The organism is Novosphingobium sp. ERW19 (assembly GCF_012641315.1).
Classification (GTDB): domain Bacteria; phylum Pseudomonadota; class Alphaproteobacteria; order Sphingomonadales; family Sphingomonadaceae; genus Novosphingobium.
In genome coordinates this window covers 1-13,883 of sequence record NZ_JABAIC010000003.1, presented here as the reverse complement: position 1 = coordinate 13,883, position 13,883 = coordinate 1, and the positions used below count along the sequence as shown (strand labels likewise).

At 65.8% G+C, this 13,883-nt stretch carries 13 protein-coding genes and 1 tRNA gene; 3 read left to right on the top strand and 11 right to left on the bottom strand.

Annotated elements, in window-relative coordinates; all coding sequences use genetic code 11:
• Positions 1–15: 15 nt before the first annotated feature.
• Positions 16–1,185 carry an amino acid aminotransferase gene (locus HGI46_RS05990; protein WP_168903504.1) on the bottom strand — a complete coding sequence of 390 codons (1,170 nt, stop codon included), beginning with the start codon at positions 1,183–1,185 and terminating at the stop codon, positions 16–18.
• Positions 1,186–1,309: 124 nt separating this feature from the next.
• Positions 1,310–2,104, bottom strand: coding sequence for a DUF1134 domain-containing protein (locus HGI46_RS05985; protein WP_118073172.1), 795 nt, complete (start codon positions 2,102–2,104; stop codon positions 1,310–1,312).
• Between the two features lie 218 nt (positions 2,105–2,322).
• Here HGI46_RS05985 and HGI46_RS05980 point away from each other — a divergent pair.
• Positions 2,323–2,415 (top strand) — tRNA-Ser (locus HGI46_RS05980).
• Positions 2,416–2,573: 158 nt separating this feature from the next.
• Positions 2,574–3,860: an integrase arm-type DNA-binding domain-containing protein gene (locus HGI46_RS05975; RefSeq protein ID WP_125956706.1), complete on the top strand. Its 1,287-nt coding sequence runs from the start codon at positions 2,574–2,576 to the stop codon at positions 3,858–3,860.
• A 13-nt stretch (positions 3,861–3,873) separates the two neighbouring features.
• Here HGI46_RS05975 and mobF read toward each other — a convergent pair whose 3' ends face one another.
• The 9 genes from mobF to HGI46_RS05930 all read right to left on the bottom strand — a co-directional run bounded on the left by mobF (position 3,874) and on the right by HGI46_RS05930 (position 12,621).
• A complete protein-coding gene (mobF, locus tag HGI46_RS05970) occupies positions 3,874–6,795 on the bottom strand; it encodes a MobF family relaxase (RefSeq protein WP_168854045.1) in 2,922 nt (973 codons plus the stop codon).
• A 3-nt stretch (positions 6,796–6,798) separates the two neighbouring features.
• Entirely contained in the window at positions 6,799–7,104 is a 306-nt protein-coding gene (locus tag HGI46_RS05965; protein ID WP_125956710.1) for a hypothetical protein, read from the bottom strand.
• A 573-nt stretch (positions 7,105–7,677) separates the two neighbouring features.
• Positions 7,678–8,046, bottom strand: coding sequence for a single-stranded DNA-binding protein (gene ssb / locus HGI46_RS05960; protein ID WP_125956713.1), 369 nt, complete (start codon positions 8,044–8,046; stop codon positions 7,678–7,680).
• Positions 8,047–8,481: 435 nt separating this feature from the next.
• The gene (locus HGI46_RS05955; RefSeq protein WP_125956715.1) at positions 8,482–9,039 is read right to left on the bottom strand and encodes a phosphohydrolase; all 558 of its coding nucleotides are present in this window, start codon (positions 9,037–9,039) and stop codon (positions 8,482–8,484) included.
• Positions 9,040–9,100: 61 nt separating this feature from the next.
• Entirely contained in the window at positions 9,101–10,252 is a 1,152-nt protein-coding gene (locus tag HGI46_RS05950; RefSeq protein ID WP_168854044.1) for an L-dopachrome tautomerase-related protein, read from the bottom strand.
• Positions 10,249–11,355 (bottom strand): NADH:flavin oxidoreductase/NADH oxidase, encoded by a 1,107-nt coding sequence (locus HGI46_RS05945; RefSeq protein WP_199558168.1) that lies wholly within the window; start codon positions 11,353–11,355, stop codon positions 10,249–10,251. Before HGI46_RS05945 ends, HGI46_RS05950 begins: the two co-directional genes overlap by 4 nt.
• Positions 11,355–11,810 (bottom strand): VOC family protein, encoded by a 456-nt coding sequence (locus tag HGI46_RS05940; protein WP_206065586.1) that lies wholly within the window; start codon positions 11,808–11,810, stop codon positions 11,355–11,357. Before HGI46_RS05940 ends, HGI46_RS05945 begins: the two co-directional genes overlap by 1 nt.
• 2 nt (positions 11,811–11,812) lie before the next feature.
• Complete coding sequence (locus tag HGI46_RS05935) at positions 11,813–12,508, bottom strand: type 1 glutamine amidotransferase domain-containing protein (protein WP_125956725.1); 696 nt, start codon at positions 12,506–12,508, stop codon at positions 11,813–11,815.
• Positions 12,509–12,510: 2 nt separating this feature from the next.
• Positions 12,511–12,621, bottom strand: coding sequence for a twin-arginine translocation signal domain-containing protein (locus HGI46_RS05930; protein WP_125956727.1), 111 nt, complete (start codon positions 12,619–12,621; stop codon positions 12,511–12,513).
• Between the two features lie 96 nt (positions 12,622–12,717).
• Here HGI46_RS05930 and HGI46_RS05925 point away from each other — a divergent pair, with 96 nt between their 5' ends.
• Complete coding sequence (locus HGI46_RS05925; protein WP_125956729.1) at positions 12,718–13,596, top strand: LysR family transcriptional regulator; 879 nt, start codon at positions 12,718–12,720, stop codon at positions 13,594–13,596.
• The last annotated feature ends 287 nt before the right edge of the window (positions 13,597–13,883 follow it).

The following is a 13,883-nucleotide window of genomic DNA, read 5'->3' as shown; positions in this document are numbered from 1 at the left end:
GGTTTCGCGCCGTCTTCAGGCGACGTCGCGCAGGGCCTCGACGAACTTGTCGATGTTGCCCGTGGTGAGGCCGGCAATGTTGATGCGGCCCGAACCCGCCATGTAGACGCCGTGCTTCTCGCGGATGGCGAGGATCTGTTCGCTGCCCAGCGGCAGCATCGAGAACAGGCCGTTCTGCACGCCCAATGGCGCCATGCTGATCGGGCCGACCTGCTGCGCGGCAGCAAGGCGATCACGGACCCAGCGCATGCGGTCGCGCATCTCGTCAAGCTCGGCCAGCCACATCGCGGTGAGGCTTTCATCGGCGAGGATCAGGCGGACGGCAGCCGCGCCGTGATCGGGCGGCATCGACCACGAAGCGCGGGCGATCGTCGCGCCATTGGCCATGGCATTGGCGAGTGCGGTGGCATCGGAGGTCACGGCGTAGAATGCGCCGACGCGGTCACGATAGAGGCCGAAATTCTTGTCGCACGAGTAGGCGACGAGTGCTTCGGGGACGACCGAGAGAACCTTGCGCAGGCCATAGGCATCGGCTTCCATGCCAGCGCCAAGGCCCTGGTAGGCAAGGTCGAGGATCGGCAGGACCTTGCGCTCGACCAGCAGCGGCGCGATCTCGTCCCACTGGGCTTCGGTGTAGTCGACGCCGGTCGGGTTGTGGCAGCAGCCGTGCAAAAGGACGGCATCGCCGGGCTCGGCCTGTGCAAGGGCAGCCTTGAGCGCGTCAAGATCGGCAAAGCCGTCGGCCGTCATGTGGCTGAAGGTCTTCAGTTCGACACCCACGGCTGCGATGATCTGGGCGTGGTTGGGCCACGACGGCGTGCCCATCCATACGCGCTTGACGCCCGAACGCTTCGCCACCTCGATGGCGAGACGCACGGCACCAGTGCCGCCAGGAGCCTGCATGCCCTCGACCTTCGAACGGTCGAAGTCCTTGCCGAAGACGTAGGGGATCAGCGCGTGGACGAAGCCCATGTCGCCTTCGGGGCCGAGGTAGGCCTTGGAATCCTGCGTCTCCAGCAGCTTGGCTTCGGCGGCCTTGATCGCCTTGAACACCGGCGTGTCGCCCTCGGACGTGCGGTAGACGCCCACGCCGAGGTCAATCTTGTCAGCGCGCGGATCGGCATTGTGGAGCTTGATCAGCGCCAGAAGTGCGTCGGCGGGCTGGGTGGCAAGATTTTCGAGCATGAGGCCTTCCTTTGCGGGGAGCAAATTGCGGCGGCTCCATGCCGCCGGAAGGCCTCGGGGGCAACCCTACATTTCAATTATAAGGTATGCGGGGGGCAATTTGCAGCGATATTGCGCGAAACCGTCAGAACGGGAACCAGTTCTGCTTGCGCGAGAACTTCATGTAACCGCCGTTGATGCCAAGGCGCAGCCCTGCTCCCGAACGGACGGGAATCAGCACGGTATCGCCCTTGCGCAAATAGCTGACGTGGAAACCGCCGACGAGATAGGCCTGCCCCTCGCCCGCCGGGAAACGCTTGTAGAGCTCCTCGCTGTCGAACAGGTTGTAGACCAGCACGAAGGTGCTGGCGGCGTTGGCGCCGGCATCGAAGCCGATCGACGGGCCGGTCCAGTAGACCGGGCGTTCGCCCTCGACCTTGTGGTGGAGCGTGCCGGAGCCATAGCGCAGGCCGACGACCAGCGCGCCGCCGGCTTCGCGGCCTTTGATGTAGGCGTTGGGCTCACCCTGCTTCTTGAGGAGGTCCTTGATCAGATCGGCAAGGCCTGCAGCGCCCTTGCCGAACACGCCCTCGGCGGCACCGATCAGATCATCGTCCTTGTAGGTGTTGCTGGTTGCCGATTGAGGCGTTGCCGCTGCGGGCGCAGGCGGCAGTGTGGCCGGTGCCGGGGTTTGATAGGGTGCCGAGGCGGGCGGCGGGGCATCGGCCGGGAGCGCAGGGAGCGACCCGGCCTCGGCACCGGCGGGCGTTGCCGCAGGGCCTTGCGCCGGGACAGGCGGATTGGACTGTGGCGCCAGGTCACCGTCGATCACGGCGTTGGGATCGACGGTCTGGACCTGCGCGAAAGCGGCGCTGGTGGTGAGCGCAAGGCAAGCGGCAAGGCCGGTTACCAAGGTGCGCGCTTTCGACAATGTGATCATGATTCCCGTCCGTCCCGATCTTCGCGCGCAATCGCGCACCCCTGCCCTTCATGCAGAATCCAAGGCTGACGCCACGACAATGAACCGGCGATGAGCCGAGTCCAAAACGCGGCGAACCGCCTTCCCGGGATGATTTTCGATTTGGCCGGATTTTTGCCCGACAGCCCCTTGCCGCCCCCCACAACCCTCGTTATAGCGCGCCCTCGCCGCTGCGATCCGGAGACGTGGGTGAGTGGCTGAAACCAACGGTTTGCTAAACCGTCGTACTGGTAAATCCGGTACCGAGGGTTCGAATCCCTCCGTCTCCGCCACCTTATGATCTGCAAGGCTCCCCTAAAGTCCTATTTTCCTTGCGTTTTGGGCGTTTTGCGGTCAGTATTGTTCCTGATTTGTTTCGATCAATCCCGATGCATCCGCACCCATCCGGGGGCGTTTGTGGGGGCACTGAATCGCACATCCGGGGGCATCCATGCTCACAGAACTCGCCATCAAGAATGCCAAGGCCAGGGACAAGGATTACAAGCTCGCCGATTCCGAGGGCCTCTACCTCTATGTGACCAAGTCCGGCCATCGCAGCTGGCGCTTGAAGTACCGGTTTGCCGGCAAGGAACGGCGGCTCGTTCTGGGCAGCTACCCCGATCTGCCCCTGAAGGCGGCGCGTGACCGGAAGATCGAAGCACGCAAGATGCTGGCCGAAGGCCGCGATCCCGGGCTTGAGGCGCAAAAGGCCAAGGTCGAGCGCGCGGTGGCGGCCGGCAACACCTTCGAGGCGCTGGCGCGGGGCTGGTATGATCTACAGGAGAGCCGCTGGACGCGGGTCCATGCGGGCGATGTCATTGGCAGCCTCGAGAAGGAGGTGTTCCCCTGGATCGGCAAGCTACCCATCCGCGAGATCGATGAGCCGCTGGTGCTGTCGGTCTTGCGCAAGATCGAGCAGCGCGGCGCGATCGAGACCGCGCACCGGGTGCGCCAGCGGATCTCGGCGGTGTTTGTCCATGCGATCGCCGAGGGCGCAGCAGCCCGCGATCCGGCGGGCGTGGTGACCAAGGCGCTGAGGCCCGTGCCGCGCGCCCGCAAGCGCCCGGCGCTGGTCTCGCTCGAGGCCCTGCATGATATGATCCGCAAGACCGAGGCCGAGCCGGCCTCACCGCTGACCAAGCTTGCCTCGCGCTTCCTGGCGCTGACCGCCCAGCGCCCCGGGATGATTCGCGCGCTGCCCTGGACCGAGATCGAGCACGTGGACTGGACCAGCGAGGCGCCCTGCTCCGATGCGCTATGGCGGGTGCCTGCCACCCGGATGAAGCTGATGCTTGAGCTCAAGCACGACGAAGGCTTCGAGCACCTGGTGCCGCTGTCGGCCGAGGCCGTGGCCGTACTCCGCGCGGTGCGTGCGCTGACCGGACGCGGGCCGCTCGTGTTCCCCAGCAACCGCAATGCGCGGGTGCCGATGAGCGAGAACACACTGAGCTACTTCTACAACCGCTGCGGCTATCAGGGCCGCCACGTGCCGCATGGCTGGCGGGCCTCGTTCTCGACCATCATGAACGAATGGGCCGAGCGCGGCGGTACGCCGGGGGATCGCCATGTCATCGACCTGATGCTGGCGCATATCCCGGAGGGCATCTCGGGCTCGGAAGGCGCCTACAACCGCGCTGCCTACCTCACGCGGCGCCGGGAGATCGCGGAAGCGTGGGGCGCGATGCTGCTGGGGATCTTTCCGGCGCCAGCGAAGATGCTCGGCTGGCCCAGCCGTTAGGACGGACCTTGCGTCACAGTCCGATCTCGAAAGGCTTCACGCGCTCGATCGTGCGTTCCAACTCGGTATGCCGCTCTGGCTCCGCCGCCTTGCCGGCAGCCTGGCCCTTGGCAGCCGCCGCACCCAGCCGCTGGGTTACCTCCAGCGCCGAGGTCTTGTCCCCGGGATTGCGACCGATGCCGACCTCGACCTGGTCGCGGTTGTCCACGATCAGGGTGAGCTCGTCACGCAGGCGGGTGATGGTCACGAGGAAGTTGCGGGCGGAGAGCAGCTTCCTGGCTCGGCTGTCCATCACCGCGATGCCTTTGTCGCTGGTCAGTCCCTGCGCCATGTGGGCATTGAGCGCATAGGCAAGGTCAATCCGTTGCAGCATCGGATCATCGGACTTGAGTGCATGCTCCAAGCCGCTCGATGTTCGCACGGTCACCCCCTCCTGCGTGATGGCCGCGATGGTCGCCCGGTCGGCATTGATCAGCCCGCGCTGGTGATCGTTGGCGGTCCAGCGGATGGTGTCGCCGGTGTAGAGCGTGAGGGGCTTGCGTTCGTGCAGCTGGATGGCCTGATTGTCTCCGGTGGTGCCAAGACGTGAGGGCGTGAAGGTATGGCTGCGGCCATGGGCGTCCCGCAGCGTTACCTGCCCCTTGCCCGCGTCCACCTGGACAATGTCATACCGCCCTTTGCCAAGGTGCTGGCGCGTCTGCCGGGTAGTCAGCTCCAGCACCATGCCCGGCTCGTAGGTTGCGGTTTGGCGCAGCTCCTCGCGCGTGCCATTGACCCGCGAGAGGACCGTGAGATTGCGGCTCTCCGGACCGATCTCGCCGTTGGTGGCAAGGCCGGTCTGCACCGCCCGGTTCACCTCATCGCGCAGCTGCCGGCCCGAGACGTAGATCCCGGTCCGCTCGCGCTCGGCCGGCGACAGCGAGAGCCAGCGCTCGGCGGCAACCACCGCGCCGTTCTCGCTGACCTCGACGATGTGGTCCTTGAGATGCTCTATGGCCTCGCCCGTGCGGCCCTGCTGCGCCGCCGCCTGGGCCCGCCGCAAGGTCTCCGAGCGCGCCCTGAGGTTGGTCTCCATCCGGGCGGTCTCGGTGCCGGCCGCGAGCGCCAGGGCAAAGGGCTTGCCCGCCTCGACCGCGCCCAGTTGCTTCGGGTCACCCATCAGCACCAGCCGATCGACCTCAAGCAGGTTGGCGAGCCGGACCAGCCGGTCAGAATCGCGAGTCGAGACCATCGAGGCCTCGTCGAGGACCAGCACGGTATCGCGATAGGCTGACCGCGCTGCCGCCAGCTCGGCCTTGCTCGCGGCCCCCTCAAGGAGCCCCCGATGCTGTCCCAGGAAGCGGTGCAAGGTCATCGAGGGAATGCCGGTCTCGCGTTCCAGCATGCGCACCAAGGTGTTCTGCACGCCGAGCCCCACGACCTGCTTGCCGTGCTCGCCGAGGATCTGCGCGACGGGGCGCAGCAGACTCGATTTGCCGGCGCCGGCCACGCCCTGCACGGCGACCACGCGGTTGGCCGAGGAGAGGATCATGCGCCCGGCGGCTTCCTGCCCGGGGTTGAGCGTCATGCCGAAGTTGAGGTTGGCCGACGCCTGCAATTGCGCCCCTGCCGCTTCACTCGACTGGATCGGGGGAACTGCGCCTTTGCCCCGCTCGATCTCGGCCAGCAGGCGGGCCTCCAGTGCTGCAGCTTCGGTCGTGGTGAGCCAGCCCTGCATAGCCCCACGCCCTTTGCTGAGCGCTCCCTGATCGGCCAGCTGCGCGATGCGTTTCTCGATCAGCGGCATGGTCGTGGGCAGGCCGAAGTCGAGCGCCGCTTTGGCGAGGTCAGTCGCCTTGAACGCGGCCTCCCGCTCCGACAGGTGCCGCACGGCGGAGGCCACGGCATGGGCCGCGGCGATCTCCTGCGCGGGCCGCAGATGGATGCGTGCAGGGACCAGGGGATCGCCCGCCTTGATCCCCAGACGCTCGGCCAGTTCGAGGACCATGACCCTGCCGCGCTGGGCGATCGTGGGGCGGTCCTGTTCCTGCCGCTGCGCGGCAATCGCCATGACGGCCGACCGCTCGCGGGCATCGCGCACCATGCCGACAAGATCCATGCCCATGCCCCAGCACTGCTCCTCCCAGCGGGACAGCAAGGCGCCGCGATCGACATCGTGCGGCTTGGCCGAGCGCGTCGCCAAGGTCGCGATCAGCCCCGCCTCGAGCCCGCTGCCGCGCCGCGCTTCGAGCACCTCCTGCCGCCGCGTCGAGAAGGCCATGACCGCCTCGCGGCTGATCCCGGCGGCTTCGAAGTTGCCATGCTTGCCGACCGCCCCAATGCGGTAGCCGAGCTTCTCCACCTCGACCCGGAAGCGCGCCATGGTCATGGCGTTGAGCAGGGTATTGAGCTGCCACAGCCGGTCATTGCGCAGCGCCTTCCAGGTCCCGTCAGGAGCCTGGGTCATGTTGGCGACCACGGCGTGGAAGTGGAGATTGGGCTCCTGGTTGCGGTTGGTGTCGTGCTGGAACAGGGCCACGGTCAGGTTGTCGGTTTGGACCTGGCGTTCCTTGCCGGCTCGCTCGACGCGCAAGAACGCCGCGTTCTTCTCTGCCCACTTCAGCGTCTCGATCACCGCTTCCCGGTACGCCGAGATGATGCGCTCGTCCTTGCCGACGAGAGCCAGCAGCGACCAGCTTTTGGGGAGCGAGAAGGTGAGATCGGTGCCCGCACGGTGGTCCGCTCCTTCGCGCCCGATCCGCCCGCCACCGGGCAGCTCACCGCGCAGGATCGCCTCGAAGGCCCGGGCTTCGACCGTCCCTGACAGGCCCAGCCGTTCGGCCCCCTTGCCAACCCATAACCCGGACCGATCGGCGTCGGCGCGGGCGTAGTAATTGTCCTTGGCAAAGTAGCTGGCGGCCCCGCCCGCCGAGCGCACATTGGCGAGCGACAGCATGGCTCATGCTCCCCGCTTGGGCTGAGCAATGCGCTCCCGGTACTCGCGCAGCCGCTTGCCGTGCGCGACATGGATCCGGGCGCGCAGGTCCTTGTCTGGCTGGGCGGTCAGCAGCCCGTCGAGCGCGGTTGACGTGAACAACAGGTGGGACATGATCCGGTCCCGGAACGCCGCCTCATCCTGCCCTTCGACCACCCCGTTCACGGCCAGCTTCAGCCATTGGCTGACGCTCATCTGAGCCGCATCGGCGGCGGCCTTCACCGCCCTGTAGAGCGGCTCATCGACATAGCATTGCAGCGCAAAACGCATGGGTTCCAACTCAGGTCGGCCGCCCCCATCGGCCAGAAACCCCTCCGGACGAGACATCAGGCTAAGGTCACGGCCGGTCTGTAGGAAAGTTCTTTTTATCGGCGCATTATCAAAGTGTTGGCGTAATCCAAGTCAGATCTGACTTACGCTAGCAAGCCTGACATCAAATGACATCACGCGGGCACATAGCGCCTTGCGCCACGGTAAGGGGCCGATTTGCGCCATTTCCCAGCACCGGGCTCCCGGGTACGGTGTGCCTGAATCTGTTCCCAACTTGGACACGTATTGTTCTAGAAATTGCTGCTCGTGTATTAGGGAAAAATGAGCCTCAATCCCGCAGGATACCTAGCCTATCTGGCGTCTGAGAGAAACCCCGGGCAGTTGCAATAGTTGAGCGATGTTCCGCACTATGGAAGCAAATAGCCATTTTGAACGCGCGAACTCCACCCTGCGGAGGTCGCTCATTTCCGCGCTTGTGAGCGGCGGATCCCTGGGCCGGTTAGCATGCAAAAGGCCCGGATCGGCAACCGCCGATCCGGGCCTTTTGAAGCAAGCTGTCCGGTGACTGCGGCGCTACTTCGAGCGCCGCTTCTTCGGTTCTTCGCTGCTGGATTCCTTGGCACTGGCGAGGAAGTCGACCTGTTCGGCGATGATCTCGCAGCCATAACGGGTCTGGCCTTCGCTGTCGGTCCAGCGCGAGTAGTGGATGCGGCCAGTGACCATGACCATCGCGCCCTTGGTGACGTGCTCGGCGACGCATTTGCCGACGCCGTTGAAGCAGGTGATCCGGTGCCATTCGGTCTCGGTCTGGCGGTTGCCTTCGCTATCCTTGAAGCTGCGTGTGGTGGCGAGTGAGAGGTTGGTTATGGCGGCGCCCGACTGGGCGGTGCGGACTTCCGGAGTGTTGCCGACGAAGCCGACGAGAGTGACGGTGTTCTTCATGATGCTGACCTTTCGAAGCTGCTCTTCCGTCCAAGGGACCAACCTTTGACTGAGCCCCGAAAAGGCCGGGCGCGGTCAGGTCTGCACCGAACGCAGAGAGGGAAGCGTCGCTCGAAGGAGTGGTGCGGGCAGGCATGCGCAGCATGACAACACGGTCCGCATGAGCGCACGTTGCAGTGCCTGGCCGGGTTCGGTCAGGGGCACGGATTAGTCATGAAAGGGGATGGAGCTTTGGGCGGGGATTGCTGCGATTGGTTGACCAGTGACGGAGCGCACTACGACTGGATCGCCAACATTGCTGTCATTCCCGGCGACAGATGTTGTCGTTGAAAGCTGCCGTTCGATTGCGGGCTAATATTTGGCGGAAAGTGTGCCGCCAGCGGACATTCGCCTTTTAATCAGCAACTGAGATATTCTGCCTTTACACCCTTACGGTCAAATCCTGTAGACACGAGAGAGCACACGCCAAAGACCCGCTACCCGGTTGCCATGGCGCAAATCCTTGGCGAGGCGCATCAGGACCTCCGGGAAGCCCAATACGGGGATTGCCTCCTCTATGGCGGCCACCTGTTTACGGGGAACGCCATGCCGGACCATACCCATGCTTGCGTCGATCCAGTCCGCCTTGCGCGCGGCGTTCACGATCTCGGCGTCTGGCCCTGCGAACGATAGCAGCTTGTGATGCCAGTGAATGATGTTGGCGACGAGCGTGGGATCGAGATGTGGCGCGTGCTGGGCTCGCACGCGCTCGGCCGCTGCTTCCGACGGCTCAAGATAAGCCAATTCGTGGTCGGTCCACATGCCCACGTCATGGAACACCAGTGCGAAGGCGATGTGTTTGCGTCCCCTCGGATCGTCGCCGAGGAAGTGTGCTGCGTAGCTCAACACCCGGTATATGTGGTTGCGGTATGCGGCAAAGTCTGCGCCGAGCGCCTCGGCGATGAACGGCAGAAACCGCTCAACCGTCGGGTCAGAGACAATGGGCTCAGCCATAGAAGGTCTCCATTGGGAACGCCGGGCAGGCGCGATGTCGAGCCTACCCGGCCTGATGGGATCATTGTGAGCGCAAGAGGATGGGCCCGGCGCCCACCCGGATGCGGAGCAGCTCGTAAGGCTTGCGGCGCAAATCCCGCCCGCCATGGAAGCCGGGCTGGCGGTGGAGCTGGTTGGCGGTGAAGTAGAGGTAGCCGTCCGTGCCGATCGACAGCGTGTCGGGCCAGCTGATGCGCGGGTCGCTGATCAGTGTCGACCAGCGGCCCTGGTCGAGCACGCGGATCGCGTTGTTCTCGTAATCGCCGGCGAACACGCGGCCCTTGTCGTCCTCGGCTATCCCGTCCGAGGCGCCTTTGCGCCCCAGGCTGCGGACCGCGCGGCCCAGTTCTTCCTCCGACACCGCGGGATCGCGCAGCAGGTCGGTGGGCACCGCATGCAGCGTGCGGCCCGACAGCGGCCCGTAGTAGAGCAGGCTGCCGTCGGGGCTGAGCGCAATCGCGTCGCTGGCGATCGCGACTGGCGTCGCGGGGCCGACGGCCGGGCGGTTCATCAGCGCCGCGCCGTCGACGACCGGGCTGAAGCCGGGCTCGGGGTTGGTCGTCGCATGGTTCGACAGGCGCCGGATCGCACGCCCGCTGGCGATATCGACGACGATGATGCCGCCGACACCGGCATTGCTGCTGTCGGTGATGTAGGCGACGCCTTCGGCGCCCTGACGCAGATCGAAGCGCACGTCATTGAGGTAGGTCGTGGGCAGCACCACGCTGGCCGGCAGGACGATCGTCTTCACCACGCGGTTGGTCGCGAGATCGATCGCCACCAGCTTTGCCCCGCCGGCCTGCGGCTGAGAGAATTTGGGGGCCGCCGTGTCGAGCACCCAGAGGCGGTTGGCGCCATCGGCCACCACGCTCTGCACCGAGATAAAGTGCCCCGCCGGGTCGGCCGGATCGCGCCGGTTGGTCGCGGCGTCGGGATAGGGCACCGCCTTGCCGTCGACCAGCTCGGCAACCGTGAACGGCGCGTTGTCGCCCCATTGCGGGAAGTTTACGAAGATACGCCCGTTGGGGGCGACGGTCACGCCAGTCGGCATCGCGCCATCGAAGGTCGCGACCTGTTCGATCTGGGGCGCGGATGCACCCTCGCGGGTCGCCGCGCAGGCGGCGAGCGAGAGGGCAGCGCCGGCGGCAAGAAGCAGTTTGGCGGAGGTCTTCATAGAGTCATTTCCTTGAGAACGCGGCCCGCCTCGTGGGGTTCGGACCGGAGATATTGCGGGGGCGCGTGGACCGAAGCGCCGAGCGCGGCGGCGGCGTGCCAGGGCCAGCGCGGATCCCACAACGCAGCGCGGGCTATCGCTATGGCGTCGGCATGGCCGTTTTCGAGGATGCGCTCCGCCTGATGCGGATCGGTAATCAGGCCGACCGCTACGACAGGCATCGCGACCGCTTCCTTGACCGTCCGGGCCAGCGGCACCTGATAGCCGGGGCCGACCGGGATCTGCTGGCGCGGGTCGAGGCCGCCGCTGGAGACGTGGATCGCCGAACAACAGCGCCGCTCCAGCTCCTGCGCAAAGCGCGCAGTTTCCTCCGCCGTCCAGCCGCCTTCGACCCAATCGGTCCCCGAAACGCGAACGGTAACCGGGCGGTCGGCGGGAAACGCCTCGCGCACGGCATCGAACACTTCGAGCGGGAACCGCATCCGGTTGTCGAGGCTGCCGCCGTATGCATCGCCGCGCCGGTTGGAGATCGGAGAAAGAAACTCGTGGAGCAGGTAGCCATGCGCCGCGTGGATCTGGACGGCATCGATGCCCAGCCTGCTGGCGCGGCGGGCGGCATCGGCGAAGGCTTCGCGGATGCGGGCAAGCCCTGCCGTGTCCAGTTCGACAGGGGGATGGTCGTCCGGCGCGAAGGGAACGGCGCTCGGTGACACGGTCTGCCAGCCGTTCTGCGCATCGGGGGCGATCTGCGCTCCGCCGTGCCACGGCTTGGCGCAGCTCGCCTTGCGGCCGGCATGAGCCAGCTGGATGACGAGCGGCATGTCCGACCACCGGCGCACACCTTCGAGAACGCTTCGCATCGCCGCTTCGGTTCGGTCATCGTACAGGCCGACGTCACCGTAGGTGATGCGCCCTTCCGGGCTGACCGCGGTCGCCTCGATCGTCAGCGCGCCCGCGCCCGACAGCGCCAACTGGCCGAGATGCATCCGGTGCCAGTCGGTCATCGCGCCATCCTCGGCCGAATACTGGCACATCGGCGCGATGACGATGCGGTTGGCGAGCCGCAGCCCGCCAACCTCGATCGGTTCAAACAATTTCGGCATCACCATTCGCCCGTGTTGGGCATGGAGGCCCAGGGTTCGGCCGGGGCCTTGTGTTCGCCCTTCTGGAGCAGTTCGATGGAGATCCCGTCCGGCGAGCGGACGAACGCCATGTGGCCGTCGCGCGGGGGGCGATTGATCGTCACGCCGCCCGCCTGCAACCGCGCGCAGGTTTCGTAAATGTCTTCGACCCGGTAGGCGAGATGGCCGAAGTTTCGGCCCCCGGTGTAAGTCTCGGCAGGGCTGCCGTCCTCGGGCGGCCAGTTATACGTCAGCTCGACCTCGGCATCGGCGCGCTGGCCTTCACCGGCGAAATCCTCGTCGGCTGCAAGGAAGATCAGCGTGTAACGCCCGGCCTGGTTCTCCATGCGCCGGGTCTCCTTGAGACCCAGCAGCGTGAAGAACCGGACCGCCGCCTCGGGATCGGCGACGCGCAGCATGGTGTGGAGATAGCGCATGATCAGGCGACCTTGTCCTTGAGGGCTTCCATCACGAGCTCCGCGGTGCGGGTAGCGCTGGCGGGGTTCTGGCCGGTCACCAGATTGCCGTCCCGCAGGGCGAAGGGGGCAAAATCCGGTCCGCCCTCGTGCTTGCCGCCAAGTTCCTTGAGACGCGTTTCGAGCAGGAACGGCACGGCCTTGTCGAGACCGACCGCGCGTTCCTCGCTGTCCGTGAAGCCCGCGACACGGCGGCCGGCCACGAAGGGCGTGCCATCGGCCTTCTTCGCCGAAACGAGCCCGGCGGGCCCATGGCAGACGGCGGCGACGATCTTGCCTTCGCGGTCGAAGCGCTCGACCAGGCGCGCCAGCTCGTCGCTACCGGGGTAATCGAACATGGTGCCATGACCGCCCGGCAGGAACAACGCGTCGTAGCCGGCGGGATCGATACTGGTGAATACCGGGGTGCTGGCAACCTCGGCCTTCAGCGCCTCGTCCTTGAGATAGCGTTCTACCGAAGCGTCGTTTTCGCCGTCGGCGTTAACGCTGCGCTGGTCGACGGGGATGGCGCCGCCCTTGATCGAGGCCAGCGTAACCTCGGCGCCGGCATCGCGGAAGGCGTAATACGGGGTGGTAAGTTCCTCGAGCCAGACGCCCGTCGGTTCGGTGCCGGGAATCATGCGGTCGGCGGAGGTGGCTACCATGAGAATGCGGGTCATCGTCAATTGTCCTTTTCCATTGATGTTGGGAAACGAGCAAACGCACCCGACGCAGCCGCACCCGCCACAAAGACAGCGGTGAGGGCTTTCAGCAGTTGGCGGCGATTTTGCATTCGATCGTTCCTTTCGGCGGCTTAGATACGCAGGGAACGGCATCATGAAATCCAGCGGGAATGGCGGACGGCCATAAATCCGCTTATGGAACCGGAATGTCCCTTCTGCAGTTGCGCACCTTCGTCGAAGTCTACCGCCGCCGTTCATTGAGCGAGGCGGCCAGGGCAATCGGCATCACCCAGCCGGCGGCCTCGCAGCACATCGCCTCGCTCGAAGCGCAATTGGGCCGTCCCTTGTTCGATCGCCATTCGCGCGGCGTTCGACCAACAGCCATTGCCGACGATCTCGCTGCTTCGATCGGAAGCAGCCTCGACACGGCGGAATCGGCACTGGCCAGCGCGCGGGCCCGTTCGTCTCGCATTTCGGGCACGGTCCACATCGCCGCGCCGTCGGACCTGCTGGGAGAGATGATCACGCCCCGACTGGCGCCGCTGCTGGATGCGGGGCTGGACCTGCGCCTGCATATCGGCGGACGCGAGGCGCTCTATGCCATGCTGCTCGAAGACAAGGTGCACCTGGCCGTCACCGCCTCGCAACCCGAAGATTCGCGGCTGGCCTTTCATGCGCTGGGCGAAGAGCACCTGCGCGCCGTCGCCTCGCCCGCCGTGGCGGGGCGGATTGCCGAATTGCCGCTTGCCGACGGGCTCAACCGGACGGCGCACCTCGCCTACGATCTCGACCGGCCGCTGCTGCGGTCCTGGCTCGAGGCAAACCAGATCGAGCTTACGAACCAGCCCGCCCTGACCGCGCCCGATTTGAGAGTGTTGCGATCGGGATTGTGCGCGGGTCTCGGCTGGACGGTGCTGCCCGGCTATCTCACCCGCAGCGAACGCGCTACCTGCACGCTGATCGAGATACCCGCCCCGGTCACGGTGCCGCGCAACGCTTTCTACCTCGTCTGGGCACGCTCATCGCTGCGCCACCCGCGCGTGGCCATGGCTCGGGACGCCCTGATCGCTGCACTCCGAATATGATTGTGGCGACGCCTATTAAGCCGGGAGCGCAATGTCGGGTCTGAACCAGTTGAGCGCTAGCTGAACGAATGGCGGCTTTCGGGATCGTCGGCGACAAGGCCGAACGGCCGGATGTGGGGCGCGAAGCAGACGTACCGATTCATCGTCCGGAATGACCGCTATCCGCGAATCACGCCCTAGGCTCAGGACCCATTGATTGGCTGAGGGGGATGTGATTCAGGCTCCGCGAGGAGACTGAGCATGAGCGACCTGTACTGGCTGACGGACGAGCAGATGGCTCGCCTTTC

Bases quoted from the DNA above. Each gene is read 5' to 3' on its own strand.
- HGI46_RS05990 (WP_168903504.1), bottom strand. From the start codon at position 1,185: ATGCTCGAAAATCTTGCCACCCAGCCCGCCGACGCACTTCTGGCGCTG.
- HGI46_RS05985 (WP_118073172.1), bottom strand. From the start codon at position 2,104: ATGATCACATTGTCGAAAGCGCGCACCTTGGTAACCGGCCTTGCCGCT.
- HGI46_RS05975 (WP_125956706.1), top strand. From the start codon at position 2,574: ATGCTCACAGAACTCGCCATCAAGAATGCCAAGGCCAGGGACAAGGAT.
- mobF (WP_168854045.1), bottom strand. From the start codon at position 6,795: ATGCTGTCGCTCGCCAATGTGCGCTCGGCGGGCGGGGCCGCCAGCTAC.
- HGI46_RS05965 (WP_125956710.1), bottom strand. From the start codon at position 7,104: ATGCGTTTTGCGCTGCAATGCTATGTCGATGAGCCGCTCTACAGGGCG.
- ssb (WP_125956713.1), bottom strand. From the start codon at position 8,046: ATGAAGAACACCGTCACTCTCGTCGGCTTCGTCGGCAACACTCCGGAA.
- HGI46_RS05955 (WP_125956715.1), bottom strand. From the start codon at position 9,039: ATGGCTGAGCCCATTGTCTCTGACCCGACGGTTGAGCGGTTTCTGCCG.
- HGI46_RS05950 (WP_168854044.1), bottom strand. From the start codon at position 10,252: ATGAAGACCTCCGCCAAACTGCTTCTTGCCGCCGGCGCTGCCCTCTCG.
- HGI46_RS05945 (WP_199558168.1), bottom strand. From the start codon at position 11,355: ATGCCGAAATTGTTTGAACCGATCGAGGTTGGCGGGCTGCGGCTCGCC.
- HGI46_RS05940 (WP_206065586.1), bottom strand. From the start codon at position 11,810: ATGCGCTATCTCCACACCATGCTGCGCGTCGCCGATCCCGAGGCGGCG.
- HGI46_RS05935 (WP_125956725.1), bottom strand. From the start codon at position 12,508: ATGACCCGCATTCTCATGGTAGCCACCTCCGCCGACCGCATGATTCCC.
- HGI46_RS05930 (WP_125956727.1), bottom strand. From the start codon at position 12,621: ATGCAAAATCGCCGCCAACTGCTGAAAGCCCTCACCGCTGTCTTTGTG.
- HGI46_RS05925 (WP_125956729.1), top strand. From the start codon at position 12,718: ATGTCCCTTCTGCAGTTGCGCACCTTCGTCGAAGTCTACCGCCGCCGT.